This window comes from Actinoallomurus purpureus (assembly GCF_024055795.1).
Lineage (GTDB): Bacteria > Actinomycetota > Actinomycetes > Streptosporangiales > Streptosporangiaceae > Actinoallomurus > Actinoallomurus purpureus.
The window spans coordinates 285703-300932 of record NZ_JAMXMY010000006.1; the positions used below are offsets into that span (position 1 = coordinate 285703).

17 protein-coding genes are annotated in these 15230 nt (G+C 65.8%); 13 read left to right on the top strand and 4 right to left on the bottom strand.

Features of this window, described 5'->3' with window-relative positions:
* Positions 1 to 364: 364 nt before the first annotated feature.
* On the top strand, positions 365 to 2368 hold the full coding sequence (locus NE236_RS14425; protein ID WP_252842456.1) for a tachylectin-related carbohydrate-binding protein: 2004 nt from the start codon (positions 365 to 367) through the stop codon (positions 2366 to 2368).
* Positions 2369 to 2487: 119 nt separating this feature from the next.
* Here NE236_RS14425 and NE236_RS14430 read toward each other — a convergent pair whose 3' ends face one another.
* From NE236_RS14430 to NE236_RS14440, 3 genes are all read right to left on the bottom strand, one after another.
* Positions 2488 to 2898 carry a hypothetical protein gene (locus NE236_RS14430; RefSeq protein WP_252842457.1) on the bottom strand — a complete coding sequence of 137 codons (411 nt, stop codon included), beginning with the start codon at positions 2896 to 2898 and terminating at the stop codon, positions 2488 to 2490.
* Positions 2899 to 3026: 128 nt separating this feature from the next.
* A complete protein-coding gene (locus NE236_RS14435; RefSeq protein WP_252842458.1) occupies positions 3027 to 3503 on the bottom strand; it encodes a hypothetical protein in 477 nt (158 codons plus the stop codon).
* Between the two features lie 860 nt (positions 3504 to 4363).
* The gene (locus NE236_RS14440) at positions 4364 to 4858 is read right to left on the bottom strand and encodes a hypothetical protein (RefSeq protein ID WP_252842459.1); all 495 of its coding nucleotides are present in this window, start codon (positions 4856 to 4858) and stop codon (positions 4364 to 4366) included.
* Between the two features lie 242 nt (positions 4859 to 5100).
* Between NE236_RS14440 and NE236_RS14445 the strand changes: the two genes are divergently transcribed.
* The 12 genes from NE236_RS14445 to NE236_RS14500 all read left to right on the top strand — a co-directional run bounded on the left by NE236_RS14445 (position 5101) and on the right by NE236_RS14500 (position 14574).
* Positions 5101 to 6249, top strand: a complete 1149-nt coding sequence (locus tag NE236_RS14445; protein WP_252842460.1) for an MraY family glycosyltransferase — start codon at positions 5101 to 5103, stop codon at positions 6247 to 6249.
* 107 nt (positions 6250 to 6356) lie between these two features.
* The gene (locus NE236_RS14450; RefSeq protein ID WP_252842461.1) at positions 6357 to 6785 is read left to right on the top strand and encodes a Cg1360 family ATP-synthase-associated protein; all 429 of its coding nucleotides are present in this window, start codon (positions 6357 to 6359) and stop codon (positions 6783 to 6785) included.
* A gap of 60 nt (positions 6786 to 6845) precedes the next feature.
* Entirely contained in the window at positions 6846 to 7064 is a 219-nt protein-coding gene (locus tag NE236_RS14455) for a hypothetical protein (protein ID WP_252842462.1), read from the top strand.
* Between the two features lie 82 nt (positions 7065 to 7146).
* Positions 7147 to 7935, top strand: coding sequence for a F0F1 ATP synthase subunit A (gene atpB, locus NE236_RS14460; protein ID WP_252842463.1), 789 nt, complete (start codon positions 7147 to 7149; stop codon positions 7933 to 7935).
* 59 nt (positions 7936 to 7994) lie between these two features.
* Positions 7995 to 8237, top strand: a complete 243-nt coding sequence (gene atpE / locus NE236_RS14465) for an ATP synthase F0 subunit C (RefSeq protein ID WP_252842464.1) — start codon at positions 7995 to 7997, stop codon at positions 8235 to 8237.
* Between the two features lie 41 nt (positions 8238 to 8278).
* Positions 8279 to 8833 carry a F0F1 ATP synthase subunit B gene (locus NE236_RS14470; protein WP_289850360.1) on the top strand — a complete coding sequence of 185 codons (555 nt, stop codon included), beginning with the start codon at positions 8279 to 8281 and terminating at the stop codon, positions 8831 to 8833.
* Positions 8833 to 9648: a F0F1 ATP synthase subunit delta gene (locus tag NE236_RS14475; RefSeq protein WP_252842465.1), complete on the top strand. Its 816-nt coding sequence runs from the start codon at positions 8833 to 8835 to the stop codon at positions 9646 to 9648. The genes NE236_RS14470 and NE236_RS14475 overlap by 1 nt, the downstream gene beginning before the upstream one ends.
* A gap of 37 nt (positions 9649 to 9685) precedes the next feature.
* On the top strand, positions 9686 to 11323 hold the full coding sequence (gene atpA / locus NE236_RS14480) for a F0F1 ATP synthase subunit alpha (protein ID WP_252842466.1): 1638 nt from the start codon (positions 9686 to 9688) through the stop codon (positions 11321 to 11323).
* A 3-nt stretch (positions 11324 to 11326) separates the two neighbouring features.
* Positions 11327 to 12247: a F0F1 ATP synthase subunit gamma gene (locus NE236_RS14485; RefSeq protein ID WP_252842467.1), complete on the top strand. Its 921-nt coding sequence runs from the start codon at positions 11327 to 11329 to the stop codon at positions 12245 to 12247.
* Positions 12248 to 12255: 8 nt separating this feature from the next.
* A complete protein-coding gene (atpD, locus tag NE236_RS14490) occupies positions 12256 to 13686 on the top strand; it encodes a F0F1 ATP synthase subunit beta (protein WP_252842468.1) in 1431 nt (476 codons plus the stop codon).
* Between the two features lie 27 nt (positions 13687 to 13713).
* Positions 13714 to 14103 (top strand): F0F1 ATP synthase subunit epsilon, encoded by a 390-nt coding sequence (locus NE236_RS14495; RefSeq protein ID WP_252842469.1) that lies wholly within the window; start codon positions 13714 to 13716, stop codon positions 14101 to 14103.
* 33 nt (positions 14104 to 14136) lie between these two features.
* Positions 14137 to 14574, top strand: a complete 438-nt coding sequence (locus tag NE236_RS14500; RefSeq protein ID WP_252842470.1) for a DUF2550 domain-containing protein — start codon at positions 14137 to 14139, stop codon at positions 14572 to 14574.
* 33 nt (positions 14575 to 14607) lie between these two features.
* On the opposite strand, the gene NE236_RS14505 is transcribed toward NE236_RS14500, so the two are convergent.
* Positions 14608 to 15201 (bottom strand): cob(I)yrinic acid a,c-diamide adenosyltransferase, encoded by a 594-nt coding sequence (locus NE236_RS14505; protein ID WP_252842471.1) that lies wholly within the window; start codon positions 15199 to 15201, stop codon positions 14608 to 14610.
* Positions 15202 to 15230 lie beyond the last annotated feature (29 nt).

The following is a 15230-nucleotide window of genomic DNA, read 5'->3' on the forward strand; positions in this document are numbered from 1 at the left end:
CATTCAAGGCATTACAATTTCGGTAAACCTGTTATGACGCAAAACGTTCTGGAACGTAACCCGAGTTGCATCCATGCGCAAGGTAAGGCTGCTCGAACAGGTAGGTCGAATGTGGCCTACGTCACATCTGTTGATGTAAACCGAATGCCCTGCATGTGTGCTGACGTGGACCGATGTCCGTTGCTTTTCCTGTCACTGGTTACGTAGATGGAGCTGGCCAAAAGCGGACATACCCCGAATGGCTCGTCCTGTTATTGTCGGCAGCGGGGCTAAGAATTTTTAGCTGCGGCCAAACGCATGCATCTCCGTCGTTCCTGCGTTCTCGACGCGTCCATCCGGTGTCTCACGTTTGAGGAGTTAAGTCATGAAGAGAAAGTTTGGCGGCCTGCATTGCGGCACTCCGCGGTCCTTGGCGACCGCGCTTGCGATGGCCGCATTGATTGGCCCGCTTCTGACGCATCCGAGCTCTGCAAATGCCTCAGACTTCGCCTGTGATACTGAAGTCAGGCTTTACTCGATCGGGGATGGCATATTTTCGGAGTACGACCACTCAAAGGCGGATGCCGAGGACGGAGGGACTCTTTCTTCCTTCGCGGCCGATCACGGGAGTGGATGGCAGAAGTATGGCCACGTCTTCGGGGGAGCGGACGGGAGGGTATACGCGATAGAGCCCAACGGTAACCTATGGCGTTACCGTCTGAATGGTTCTGATTGGGATACTCCACTTCGCCAGCAGATTGACACCGGCTGGAGTTACTACTCTCAGGCGGCTCGCCATAATCAGGTCACCGCTGATTCTGCTGGCTACTTTTATGCAGTAGATGCCGCCGGCAAGCTGCGCATTTATCATTATGATGAAACTGCGAAGGCGTGGACCGTCCGAGGGAAGGTGATCGATAACGGCTGGGATTCTTTCAATCTGATCGTTGCGGCCGGCAACGGCGTTCTCTATGCGCGCACGGGGGCTGGAGTGCTGCAGCGCTACATATATGACATCAACAGCCAGCGATGGTTGGAAAGGGGTAAGCAGGTAGGTACTGGATGGCAGAAGTACAGTAATGTATTCTCTCCGGGTGGTGACGTCCTTTATGCCATACAAATGACTGCCAATGGCGCTGGGGATGTCTATTGGTACCGTTTCCTGCCCGATACTGCTACGTGGCACAAGAATTCTGGAAAGAAGATCGCTGATAATGATAGCGGAGGTACTGTAGTACCCGACTACCCGACGACTGCGGACGCTGATGGTTGCAAGCTATCGAGGGCGGCGATTGCAACCCCGTCTAATCCAGCAGAGAGCTATACCGCAACTAATGCGATGCAGTCATCTGCGGGATCCCTTGAATACGCCTTTACCGACAATCTCGGGCGGCTCATATACGGCAGGCAGACCGATCCGGCGAACTTCGAGTCGATTCAGTGGGCGCCCTTGTCGGGAAACGAAGCGTTCTCAGGGATACCGGCGCTTGCGCAGAATCAGGACGGCCGAGTGCAGGTGGCAGCCCAGAATACGACCAGCAACGCCTGGTTGCGTACTCAGTCGGCAGCCGGCAGCTCGGATTGGAAGCCATGGGATGATCTCGCTGGTGCCATGAAGTCACATCCCGCAGTGGCACGTCTGACAGATAACTCGCTTGTCATGTTCGCCTTGGACTCGGACGGGCGATTGTGGTGTCGGCCGCAGGATGGCCCCAACGGCGATTTCATGGGATGGCGGATACTCGGGGGAACAGGGATGCGCGGTCCCATCACCACCACAGGAATCGCCAATCAGGCTGTCGCCGTGACCGCGTACGACGCGAACGGGGCGATCAACCTGGCGACCTACCAGAACAACAAGGTCTCTGCGTGGACGGCGCTCGGCGGCTCCGGGTTTTCGGGTACTCCCTCCGTCGTGCTTTATCCGGGATATCGGCTCCGAGTCTTCGGTCGTGATGGCACGGGCAGGATCGTGACTCAGATCCAGACCGACAGCGGTGCCTTCCCTGGCACTTGGGATGGGGTAGGCGGCAGTGGCTTCTCCGCCGCTGGCTCTCCCACTGCCGTTATCAGCCCACAGTCGGGAAAGGTCACGGCGCTCTCACGAGGTACGGACGGTCACATTTACTTCTCGACTGAGACGGCACAGGGATCTGGGGCGTTCGGTGACTGGAAGATCGCCCAGCCCGATGGGGACGCCGCGACATGGGCCACGGACCCCACTCTCTTCACCTACACAGACAGCAACGGGCCTGCTTGGGCCTACGTCGTGCGCAACACGGACAACCAGACCAGCGTCTACACGATCTCATCAACGGCCTCAAGCGCGCTCCGAGTGAACGGACCGGCTTTCACGCGGCACACCCTGCCGAAGCCGCCGCAGGGCTGATCTCGAAACCTGCGCCCGGTCACCCGGGCGCAGGTCCGGTCTCGGTCTGGCCAAAGCCGAATAGAAGCCCGCTGCCGGATGGCTGCTCTGAGACCTCGACGCAATGCGGAGGGGAACGATCAGTAGTGCTGGCGCCAGCCGGCGCACTTCTTGGTCTTGAAGGTGCCCTTGCTCCACGTGCCCCGGCACTCCTGGACGTACAGGTGCTTGAGCCGGGTGGACGACACCGTCTGCCACTTGTCCTGGACCCGGTCGCCCTGGAGCGCGACGACTCGCACGTCGTCCTTCTGCTTCTTCGTGCCGGTGAAGGTGAAGCGGAGCGCGGCGCTGTAGCCGTCCTTCTTCGTGTCCTTGAGGTCGAAGTTCAGCGTGACCTTGGTCGCTTCGGCGTTGTAGTAGCCGAAGGCGTCGACGCCGGACAGTCCCACCGTGCGCCAGAAGCCGACCGCCGCGTCCGCGGGCGTGGTGGTCAGGGCGAAGGTCGTGATGAGAACGCCGGCTGCGAGGGTCGCCGTCGCAATTCGCCGCATTGATCCTCCAGGATCGCTTTTTTGCGGAATCGGCTGGCGATCTTACCATCTTGACCGCTTTGGCTTTGTGTGAGAAAGCGGGAAAGGCCCCGCCGTGTGGCGGGGCCGATCCGTTGTGCGAAGGGCGGTCAGCCCAGCTTCTTGTAGCTCTTGGCGTGCTTGGTGACCCTGAACTTGGTGCTGGAGATCGGGTAGCCCAGCACTTCGCGGACATACACCTTCGTGACCGCGTAGTACACCGTGCCGGAGGCCTTGACGGTGCCCGCGGGCAGGGGAAGGATGACCACCTTATTGCCGTGGATGACCTCGAGGGCGGCAGTCAGGCCGTCCTTCAGGTTGGTGTCCTTCACCGTCAGGTTGATCTTGATCTTCTTCTTGCCGTTCTTGGTGTAGTGGGCCCAAGAGCCGTAAGCCTGGACGCCCGAGATGCCGTACTTGCCGGAGGTCTTCCAGGCGTGGTTGACGGCATCGACCGAGACCTGCGGGCCGCCCCGAAGAGGCTCGGCCGTACGTACCGTGTCGGCGCTGGCCGGTCCCGCCGTGAGGGCGATGGCCGTGGTTGCTGCGACGGCCCCCGTGGCGACAAGAGTCGCGATGCGACGCATTGATCCTCCGTGATCGATTCTGGACGAACGATCAAGGACCGTAGCACTTCCGGAAAGATCAACTTACCGATTTTTATGGCAGGTTACGGCCATAAAAAGGATGGAACCGTTGCGAGCTCGCCAAGCTCTAAGAGCGGAGCGCAGGGGTGCGTCGACCCGAGATCGGCCGAAGGGGGCACGCCAGGGCGATTTCAAAGCCGGTGGCTGACGAGTGCCGGTGACGCTATGTGATGAGCGGAAGGGCTCGCTCGGGTCGGTGATGCCCGCCAACATCTCCAGTAGCGACGAGACCTGAGATTGGCCATGCGAAACTGGCGCCGGTGACCTTACAGAAGGTCATCCTCATTTTCACGTCACGCTAAGTAGCCGCAATCGATCCGGACATCAGGTGACGATAGCCCCAGACGGGCAAACTCGAAATCGTCCCGGGGGGACCCGTGTATTTCCACGCCGTCCGCTGAGACGGGAAAATTATCGTCTCAGTGGAAGGCGGCTGAGGCGGTGACGTGCCGTCGGCGCCCATTACATGGGTATATATCACGCGAGGCCAGGGCGATAGCGGGCGGTGTCGGCGCGGGTGCGCGCGGTGTCGGTGGTGACCGGCACCCCCGGCGGGTGTCCCCTACTCGGCGCGGCGAACCGCTGTCCGACCGGATCTCGGCGGGCGCCCGGCAACCGCGACAGCTCCTGCGGTGGATCGGCTGCCTACCGGCCACGCAACGCAGTCGCATCCAATCTGGACATCAGGCGGCAATAACCCCAGGCAGACAACCTTCAAATCGCCCTGGGGGCACACGCCATGGGAAGTGAAAGGGCCTCGCCGCGCCGCGAGGCCCTTTCGTGAGTCCCGGTGGAGGGGCTCAGAACAGCTTCTTGAACTTCTTGCCGGCCCTGGACGTCTTGAAGTGGTTGGACGACACCGGAACGCCGACCGCCTCGCGTACCTTGACGCTGGTGGCCGTGTAGGTGAGGATCCCTTCGCCGGAGGTTTCGCCCGGCCACAGGAACAGGAAGTACTCCGCCTGGCCGGGGAACTTGATCCCGATGGCGGGGCTCAGGCCGTCCTTCGGGGCGGTGTCCTTGAGCTTGATGTCGAGCCTGACCTTCTTCTTGCCGTTCTTCGTGTAGCGCGCCCACGTGCCCTGGGCGGCCGCCCCCGCGACGCCGGACGCGCCGCCGGTCTTCCACGGGTGGAGCTTGAGGGCCTCGATCGTCATGACCGGCCGGGCGCCCCGAAGGGGGCCTGTCCCGTCGCCGTTCGCCGGTGTCGCGGCGGTGGCCGGTGCCGCGAGGAGAGCGGCGGCCGCGGTGGCCGCGACGGTCCCCGCGGCGAGAGAAGTCGCAATGCGACGCACTGATCCTCCGTGGTGGGTACGGGGTTAAGGATCATGGACCGTAGCAGTCTCGGAGGAACCGGCGGGGCCATGTGATCACCCGCACACCCGGAGGGGCGACGCGCGTCGCGGGCGCCGTCTCCGGGAGCGACGCGGCCGATCATCCTTCGCCTGTCGGGGGCGAGTGACCGCCGTCGCTCGGTCATCCGCAATAGAGTTGGGTCCCGCACGGCAGGCTCGGCGACGGTGGAGGGAGGTGGGCGGTGCGGGAGTACATCCTCACGTTCTTGACGGCGTCGATCGTCACCTACCTTCTCGTCCCCTTGGTGCTGAAGTTCGCGATCGCCTTCAAGGCGATGACCCCGGTGCGCGACCGGGACGTGCACGCCATCCCCACGCCACGGCTCGGCGGCCTGGCGATGTTCTTCGGGATGTGCGCGGCGCTCCTGATGGCCTCCCGCCTGCCCCACCTGCACAAGGTGTTCACCGAGAACTCCACGTGGATCGGCCTGTTGTCGGCCGGCGGCCTGCTGGTCGTCGTGGGCATCGCCGACGACCGCTGGGAGATCGACGCGCTGACGAAGATGGCCGGTCAGGTCGCGGCGGCCGGGCTGCTCATCATGAACGGCGTCCAGCTGCTGTGGATCCCGTTGCCGGGTAAGACTCTCGCGCTGCCGCCGTCGTACGGTGTTCCGCTGACGATCCTCATCGTCGTCGCGACCATCAACGCGGTGAACTTCATCGACGGGCTCGACGGCCTGGCTGCCGGCATCGTGGGCGTCTCGGCGCTCGCCTTCTTCGTGTACGCCTATCTGGTCACGGTCGTGGCGCACCTGGACCACCAGAGCGCTCCGGCGTTGATCGCGGCGGTCCTCGCCGGCATGTGCGTCGGGTTCCTCCCGCACAACTTCAGTCCGGCCCGGATCTTCATGGGCGACACCGGGTCCATGCTGATCGGCCTGATGCTGGCCACGTCGATGATCACGGTGTCGGGCTTCGACCCGGCGGCGCTGAAGGGGTCGATCAACCGGTTCCCGACGATCCTGCCGCTCTTGCCGGTCGCGATCCTGGTCGTGCCGTACGCCGACATGCTCATGGCCGTCGTGCGCCGGACGTACGGCGGGCGGTCGCCGTTCGCGCCGGACAAGAAGCACATGCACCACCGGCTGCTCAACCTCGGCCACTCGCACCGGGGGGCCGCGCTGGTCATGTACCTCTGGACGGCGCTGTTCTCCTTCGGGGTGGTCGCCCTGTCCGCCGCCAAGTCGCCGCTGGTGGTGCTGGCGGCCGCGAGTGTCGTGGCCATCGCCGCGCTCGTCGTGATGGCGTTTCCGCAGTTGCGCCCGCACGGGAGGCGGCACCGTACGGAGGACGAGACCCCCTCGGACAAGCGTCCTCGGCAGGCTGCCTGACCTGGGGACTTTACCGTTACTTGGCAGGTAATTCCGAGGTGTGAGAAGCTTGTGATACCTTTCACGAACGGACAAGCGAACACTCACCGTGAACACTCGGAGCACTCATGCAGTCCAACGACGCCCGGATTCTCCGCGGCGCCGCGATCCCGACTGGCATCGTCGGGCTGGTGGCCATCGTCGCCGGCCTGGTGCTCGCCGGAGCTAAGGGAGCCCTCGGCTCCGCGATCGGTGTCGCGGTTGTTCTCGTATTCTTCACCTTCGGGGTGCTCGTCGTCAGCTATGTCACGAAAATTTCCCAGCAGCTGATGATGATGGCGGGGCTGATCAGCTTTCTGATCAAGTTCATCGCGGTGTTCGCCCTGATCGCGGCGTTCAAAGGCGTGACCCTCTGGAGCGCGCACGCCTTCGGATGGACCGTCCTCGCCCTCACGCTCGTCTGGCTCGCCGCCGAGACGAACGCGACGATCAACACGAAGACGCCGTACACGGAAACCGCCCCCCGGTCGCGTGACCAGGAGAAGTCGGGCGGATGATGACAATGGACTACTCCAATATGACTACGCGGGAGGTGGCCTGCTATCGTCCGAGACGCGATGACCGGGAATGGGCGTCAGCCCAGCGAAGCGGAGAACCGCAAGTTCGCCAACGACGTGTCGGCCGCACCTGCCACCATCGTGGCTGGGATGCTGGTCTATGGCGGTGCGGGCTGGGTGCTCGCTCGCTGGCTGCACCTGTCAGCGTTGTTCCCCATCGGGCTGGTGTTCGGCCTGGTCTTCGCTGGCTACCTGGTCTACGCCCGCTACGGCCGCTGAGCGCGTCCGGCGGAGCCGTAGCCCACCGAGACGACAGCAAGGTTGCCGCCTTGATGAGCTACGACTGCGAAAGGAACGCCGGGTGAGTGCGCCGCACGTCCTCGCCAAGGACTTCGAAGCCCCTGGGCTCTGGCTTTTCCAGTGGAAGCCCCTCTTCCACATCGGCCCGGTCGCCGTCGCGAAACCGATGGTGCTGAGCCTGCTCGTCATGGTGATCGTCGTGGCCTTCTTCTGGGCCGCGTTCGCCAAGCCGAAGATCGTCCCGCGGGGCGTGCAGAACCTCGGCGAGGTCGCCTACATCTTCGTCCGGGACGAGATGGGCCGCCCCTTCCTCGGCAAGGACGCCGAGAAGTGGATGCGCCTGCTCGTGCCGCTCTTCTTCTTCGTGTGGATCGGCAACCTCATGTCGGTCATCCCGTTCGCGCAGTTCCCGGTGAACTCTCGGATCGCGTTCCCGATGGTCCTCGCCGTGCTGGTCTACGTGACCTTCTGGGTCGTCGGCGTGAAGAACCAGGGCTTCTTCGGACTGCTCAAGAACGCGACGATGCCGCCCGACCTGCCGGTGGCGCTGTACTTCATCGTCATCCCGATCGAGTTCGTGTCGACCTTCTTCATCCGGCCCTTCACCCATGCGGTCCGGCTGTTCGCCAACATGTTCGCGGGTCACATTCTGATCGCGCTGTTCGCGACCGTCGGCTTCCACTTCCTGTGGGAGAAGGTCACCCCGCTGGGCTTCGGCGTCGGCGTGCTCGGTGTGGTCCTCACCATCGCCATGACCGCCTTCGAGCTGTTCATCCAGGCGGTGCAAGCCTACGTCTTCACGCTGCTGGCCGCGTTCTACATCAGCGCCGGCCTGCACGCCGACCACTGAGACTCAACCCCACGACATGACCGGCGGGCGGACCGCCGGCCGAGTGAAAAGGAAAAGAGATGTCGCTTCTCCACGTCGTCGCCGAGACCAACATCAACCCCGGTCTGAAGTCCATCGGGTATGGCCTGTCGGCCATCGGCCCGGGCATCGGCGTCGGCATCGTCTTCGGTCAGGGCGTCAACGCGATCGCCCGCCAGCCGGAGCTCACCGGCGTGATCCGGACCAACATGCTGCTGGGCTTCGCCTTCTCCGAGGCGCTCGCCCTCATCGGTCTGGTCGCGCCCTTCATCTACGCCAAGTGACCCAGGCTCACTTCTGACGGAAGGCTGTGCACGCCATGTTTTTGGCCGAACACACCGTCGGGCTACTCGCCGAGAACACGGAGAACCCGAACCCTCTGCTGCCCGACGTGGCAGAGATGGTCGTCGGCATCTTCGCGTTCCTCGTCGTGCTGTTCTTCCTCGGCAAGATCCTCGTGCCGCGCATCCAGAAGGCGCTCGAAGAGCGTACGGACGCGATCGAGGGCGGGATCAAGCGGGCCGAGGAGGCGCAGGCCGAGGCCCAGCGGACGCTTGAGCAGTACCAGACGCAGCTGGCCGAGGCCCGGCAGGAGGCCGCGCGGATCCGCGAGGAGGCGCGCGAGCAGGGCGCCCAGATCATCGCGGAGCTGCGCGACCAGGCGCAGGCCGAGGCGCAGCGGGTCATCGACCAGGCACACGCCCAGATCGACGCGGACCGGCAGCTGGCGTTCACCCAGCTCCGCGCGGAGATCGGGCAGCTCGCGGTCGAGCTGGCCGGTCGTGTCGTCGGCGAGTCCCTGGAGGACGAGTCCCGGCGTCGTGGCACCGTCGACCGGTTCCTCGACGAGCTCGAGGACCGGGCTCGGGCGGGGGCGTAATGATCGGCGCGAGCAGGGCCTCGTTCGTCGAGGCAAGGGAGCGGCTCGAGGCCGCCCTGTCCGCCGGTGACCCGGCGGCGTTCGGCGACGAGCTGTTCGCCGTGGTGCACCTGCTCGATCGTGAGCACGTGCTGCGCCGGGCCCTGTCGGACCCGGCCCAGCCGGCCGAGCGGCGGGCCGGGCTGGCCACGGCCGTGTTCGACGGCAAGGTCTCCGCGGCGGTCCGCGACTTCGTCGCCGACGTCGTCCGGCTCCGGTGGGTGCGCTCGGTCGAGCTGGCCGACGCGTTCGAGGAGCTCGCGGTGTCGGCCGTCGCGGCCGGTGCCGAGGCGCAGCGGCGGATCGACGACCTGGAGGACGAGCTCTTCCGGTTCGGGCGGATCGTCGAGGCGCAGTCGGCGCTGCGCGGGGCGCTGGTCGACCGGCGTGTGCCGGGCGGGCCCAAGGCTGAGCTGCTGACCACGCTGCTGGAGGGCAAGACCACCGCGGCGACGCTGCGGCTGGTCACCGAGGCGGTGACGCACACGCGAGGACGTAGTCTGGAGCGAGCGCTCGAGACCTACGGACGGATCGCGGCCGAGCGTCGTCACCGGCTGGTCGCGGTGGTCCGCACGGCGGTCGAGCTCGACGAAGGGCAGAAGACGCGCCTGACCACCGCGCTTTCGGCGCAGTACGGCCGCGACGTTCATCTGAACATCGAGGTGGATCCTTCGGTTCTGGGCGGTATTTCCGTTCAAATCGGGGACGAGGAAATCGACGGCACCATCGCTCGCCGGCTGGAAGACGTCCGCCGGCGAATCGAACGGGCGAGCTGAACCAAGCATCGGACTCACGGAGAGAGACGAAGAAGACATGGCGGAGCTGACGATCCGGCCGGAGGAGATTCGGGGCGCACTTGAGCGCTTCGTCCAGGCCTATGAGCCGGAGACCGCCGCGCGCGAGGAGGTCGGGACCGTCGTCGAGTGCTTCGACGGCATCGCCTTCGTCGAGGGCCTGCCCTCGGCCATGGCGAACGAGCTCCTTGAGTTCGAGGACGGCACGCGCGGTATCGCGCTGAACCTTGACGTTCGGCAGATCGGTGTCGTCATCCTGGGCGACTTCTCCAAGATCGAAGAGGGCCAGCAGGTACGCCGTACCGGCGAGGTCCTCTCGGTCCCCATCGGCGATGGCTACCTCGGCCGCGTCGTGGACTCGCTGGGCAACCCCATCGACGGCAAGGGCGGGATCGAGACGACCGGCCGTCGCGAGCTGGAGCTGCAGGCGCCGGGCGTCATGCAGCGCCAGCCGGTGGGCGAGCCGCTGCAGACGGGCATCAAGGCGATCGACGCGCTGACGCCGATCGGCCGCGGTCAGCGGCAGCTGATCATCGGTGACCGGCAGACCGGCAAGACCACGGTCGCGATCGACACCATCCTGAACCAGAAGCAGGCGTGGGAGACCGGCGACCCGAGCAAGCAGGTCCGCTGCATCTACGTCGCGGTCGGCCAGAAGGGCTCGACCATCGCGCAGGTGCGGGCCACCCTCGAAGAGGCCGGCGCGCTGGAGTACACCACGATCGTGGCGGCCCCGGCGTCCGAGCCCGCGGGCTACAAGTACATCGCCCCCTACACCGGTTCGGCCATCGGCCAGCACTGGATGTACGAGGGCAAGCACGTCCTGATCGTGTTCGACGACCTGTCCAAGCAGGCCGAGTCGTACCGCGCGATCTCGCTGCTGCTGCGCCGCCCGCCGGGCCGTGAGGCCTACCCCGGCGACGTGTTCTACCTGCACTCGCGGCTGCTGGAGCGGTGCGCGAAGCTGTCGGACGACATGGGCGCCGGCTCGATGACTGGTCTGCCGATCATCGAGACCAAGGGCAACGACGTCTCGGCCTACATCCCGACCAACGTCATCTCGATCACCGACGGCCAGGTCTTCCTGGAGACGGACCTGTTCAACCAGGGTGTCCGCCCGGCCATCAACGTCGGTATCTCGGTGTCCCGCGTCGGCGGCGCCGCGATGACCAAGGCCATGCGGAAGGCCACGAGCAACCTGAAGCTGTTCCTGTCGCAGTTCCGTGACCTGGAGGCGTTCGCCGCCTTCGCGTCCGACCTCGACGCCGCGTCGCGCGCCCAGCTGGACCGCGGTGTCCGCCTGGTCGAGCTGCTCAAGCAGCCGCAGAACGCACCGTTCCCGATGGAGCAGCAGGTCGTCTCGATCTGGTCCGGCACGAACGGCGAGCTCGACGACGTGCCGATCGAGGACGTCCGCCGGTTCGAGGCGGAGCTCCTCGACCACGTCAGGCGCAACAACGCGGGTCTGCTGGACAGCATCCGGGAGACCGGCAAGCTCGACGACGACGCCATCTCGACCCTGAAGGACTCCATCGCGGAGTTCAAGAAGGGCTTCGAGACCACCCACCACGGCCTGCTGGTCCAGGAACAGCCGGTCGAGGCCATCGATGAGGGTGACGTCGAGCAGGAGAAGATCACCCGCGTGAGGAAGAAGTAAGGCATGGGTGCCCAGCTTCGGACGATCCGGCGCCGTATCGCCACGACCAAGTCGATGGCGAAGATCACGCGCGCCCAGGAGCTCATCGCTTCCTCGCGGATCGTCAAGGCACAGCAGCGGGTGCGGGAGTCGGGGCCGTACGCCCGGCAGATCACACGCGCGATCTCGGCGCTCGTCAGCCACAACGTCGGCGTCGGCCACCCGCTGCTGACGGAGCGGACCGACAGCAACCGTGTCGCCGTGCTCCTCATCACGAGTGACCGCGGGTTCGCCGGCGGCTACAACGCCAACGTCATCCGTGAGGCCGAGGGCCTGATGACGCTGCTGCGGGAGCAGGGCAAGGAGCCCGTCCCGTACATCGTCGGACGCAAGGGCGTCGGCTGGTACCGCTTCCGCGAGCGCGAGTTCGCGGCCGAGTGGACCGGCTTCAGCGACAAGCCGCGGTTCCAGCACGCCGAGGCCATCGGCCGCACCCTCGTCGGGGAGTTCGAGAAGCCCGCCGACGAGGGCGGCGTCGCCGAGATCCACGTCGTCTACACCGAGTTCATGTCAATGCTGACGCAGACGGCGCAGGTCCGCCGTCTTCTTCCGCTGGAGATCGAAGAGGCCGAGGAAGCGCCGTCGGAACAGTCCGACGGGGTGCTTCCCGCGTACGAGTTCGAGCCGTCGGCCGAGACGGTGCTCGATGCCCTCCTGCCGAACTACATCGAGAGCCGGATCTGGCACATGCTGCTCCAGTCGGCCGCCTCCGAGCACGCGCAGCGGCGGCGAGCGATGAAGTCGGCGACCGACAACGCCAACGATGTGATCGAGAACCTGACGCGCGTTGCGAACCAGGCCCGTCAGGCAGAGATCACGCAGGAAATCAGCGAGATCGTCGGTGGCGCGAACGCGCTCGCCGAGAGCTCCGCGGGGAGTGAGTGAGAGTCACCATGACTGCTTCGGTAGAAACAGCCACGGCGACGGGCCGCGTCGCCCGCGTCACCGGCGCCGTCATCGACGTGGAGTTCTCCGTCGAGACGATGCCGGAGATCTACAACGCGCTGAAGATCGACGTCACGATCGGCGACAGGAGCCGGACGCTGACCCTTGAGGTCGCCCAGCACATCGGCGACAGCATGGTCCGCGCCATCTCGCTGCAGCCGACCGACGGCGTCGTCCGCGGCGCCCCGGTCGTCGACACCGGCGCCGCGATCTCGGTTCCGGTCGGCGACGGGGTCAAGGGCCACGTCTTCAACACGATCGGCGAGTCCCTCGACGTCCCGACCGCCTCGCTCGAGGTCACCGAGCGCTGGCCGATCCACCGGCACGCGCCGGCGTTCGACCAGCTCGAGAGCAAGACCGAGATCCTCGAGACCGGCATCAAGGTCATCGACCTGCTCACGCCGTACGTCAAGGGCGGCAAGATCGGCCTGTTCGGCGGCGCCGGTGTGGGCAAGACGGTCCTCATCCAGGAGATGATCACCCGAGTCGCGCGTAACCACCGGGGTACCTCGGTGTTCGCGGGCGTCGGTGAGCGCACCCGTGAGGGCACCGACCTGCTGCTGGAGATGAAGGAGGCCGACGTCCTCAAGGACACGGCGCTCGTCTTCGGCCAGATGGACGAGCCGCCGGGTACCCGTCTGCGGGTGGCCCTGTCCGCGCTGACCATGGCGGAGTACTTCCGCGATGTGCAGAACCAGGACGTGCTGCTGTTCATCGACAACATCTTCCGGTTCACCCAGGCGGGTTCGGAGGTCTCCACGCTGCTCGGCCGTATGCCGTCCGCGGTGGGTTACCAGCCGACCCTGGCCGACGAGATGGGCGAGCTGCAGGAGCGGATCACCTCGACCCGCGGTCACTCGATCACCTCGATGCAGGCGATCTACGTGCCCGCGGACGACATCACCGACCCCGCGCCGCACACCACGTTCGCGCACCTCGACGCCACCACGGTGCTCTCCCGCGCGATCACGGAGAAGGGCATCTACCCGGCGGTGGACCCGCTCGACTCCACGTCGCGGATCATGGACCCGGTGATCCTCGGCCGGGAGCACTACGACACCGCCCAGGCGGTGAAGCAGATCCTGCAGCGCTACAAGGAGCTGCAGGACATCATCTCCCTGCTCGGCATCGACGAGCTCGCCGAAGAGGACAAGGTCACGGTCGAGCGCGCGCGCCGTATTGAGCGGTTCCTGTCGCACCCGATGTACATGGCCGAGGCCTTCACCGGCCAGGTCGGTGAGAACGTCCCGCTGAGCGAGACGATCTCGTCCTTCAAGGCGATCACCGAGGGCAAGTACGACCACCTCCCTGAGCAGGCGTTCTTCATGGTCGGTGGCATCGAGCAGGCCGAGAAGAAGGCCCAGGAGCTGCAGAAGTAACGCCTCGGGCGTTCGGAGGAGAAGCAAGTGGCAAAGCTGCACGTCGAGCTCGTCTCACCGGAGCGTGAGATCTGGGCCGGCGAAGCCGATATGGTCGTCGCCAAGACCATCGAGGGTGAGATGGGCATCCTGCCCGGTCACGCGCCGGTCCTTGGCCTGCTGGTGGACGGCAGTGTCGTGCGGATCAAGCCCGCCGACGAGTCGGAGATCATCTCCGCGATGGTCTCCGGCGGTTTCTTCTCGGTCGCCTCCAACGAGGTGTCGGTGCTCGCCGAGTACGCCGAGCTGGGCGGCGAGATTGATCTCGACGCCGCCCGCGAGGAGTACGAGCGGGTCTCCGGGCTCGAGGGCGAGGACGCGGCGCTCGCACAGCGCCGCGCCCGGGCACGACTGCGGGCCGCAGGGCAAGAGGTCTGACCGTCTCGGATCGCGTGGGGGAAGCAGGGGGGAGTGGGCGAGTACCTGGCTTGGGACATCGGCGGGGTGCTCGTCGTCATTCTGGTGGCGGTGCTCGCCACGTTCGCCCTGCTGTCGGTGCGGCGTTGGCTACTCGAACGCCGCGGCGGCACGGTCGAATGTAGCCTTCGTGACCCTCACGGCCGTGGCGTATGGCGGCTCGGCATCGGTCGTTACAACGGTGACGAGCTGCTCTGGTTCGCGATTTTCGGCGTTCGGCTGAGGCCCCGGCGGGTGGTACACCGCCGGGGCCTCGTCGTTTCCGGCCGCCGCAAGCCGGAGGGCGAGGAGGAGGCCGCGCTCCAGCCGGACGTCGGCATCGTCGAACTCCAGGATGGCAGCGGCACCGTGGAGCTGGCGATGAGCGGATCGGCGCTGACCGGCTTCCTCGCCTGGATGGAGGCGGCCCCGCCGGGGTCGCCCATCACCTGACGAGGGCGCGCCTGAGATCCGTCCGCGATCGGGTCAGCGTTCGCCGCCCGGCTTCCACAGCACGTCGCCGTGGTCGGCGTTGGCCTTGCGGGCGAGGATGAACAGCAGGTCGGACAGCCGGTTGAGGTACTGCGCGGTCAGCGGGTTCATGTCCTCGTGCGCCGACAGGGCCGTCCACGCCGAGCGCTCGGCGCGCCGGACGACCGTACGGGCGACGTGGAGGAGGGCGGCGCCGGGAGTGCCGCCGGGAAGCACGAAGCTGCGCAGTTTCGGCAGATCGGCGTTGTGCTCGTCGCAGGCGTGCTCCAGCAGGGTGACGTAGTCCTCGGTGACCCGCAGCGGCGGGAACTCCGGCTCGGCGACGACCGGCACGCACAGGTCCGCGCCGACATCGAACAGGTCGTTCTGCACCCGGATGAGCAGCGTCGCGATGTCCTCGGGCAGGCCGCCCATGGCGAGGGCGACGCCGATCGCGCTGTTCGCCTCGTCGACGTCCGCGTACGCCACGAGCCGCGGATCGGTCTTGGCGGTGCGGCTCATGTCGCCGAGGCTGGTCGTGCCGTCGTCGCCGGTCCGCGTGTAGATCTTCGACAGGACGACGGGCTGGTCATCACGCTTCTTGGCCATGCCGTAACCCTAACGAGAGACGGTCCCCG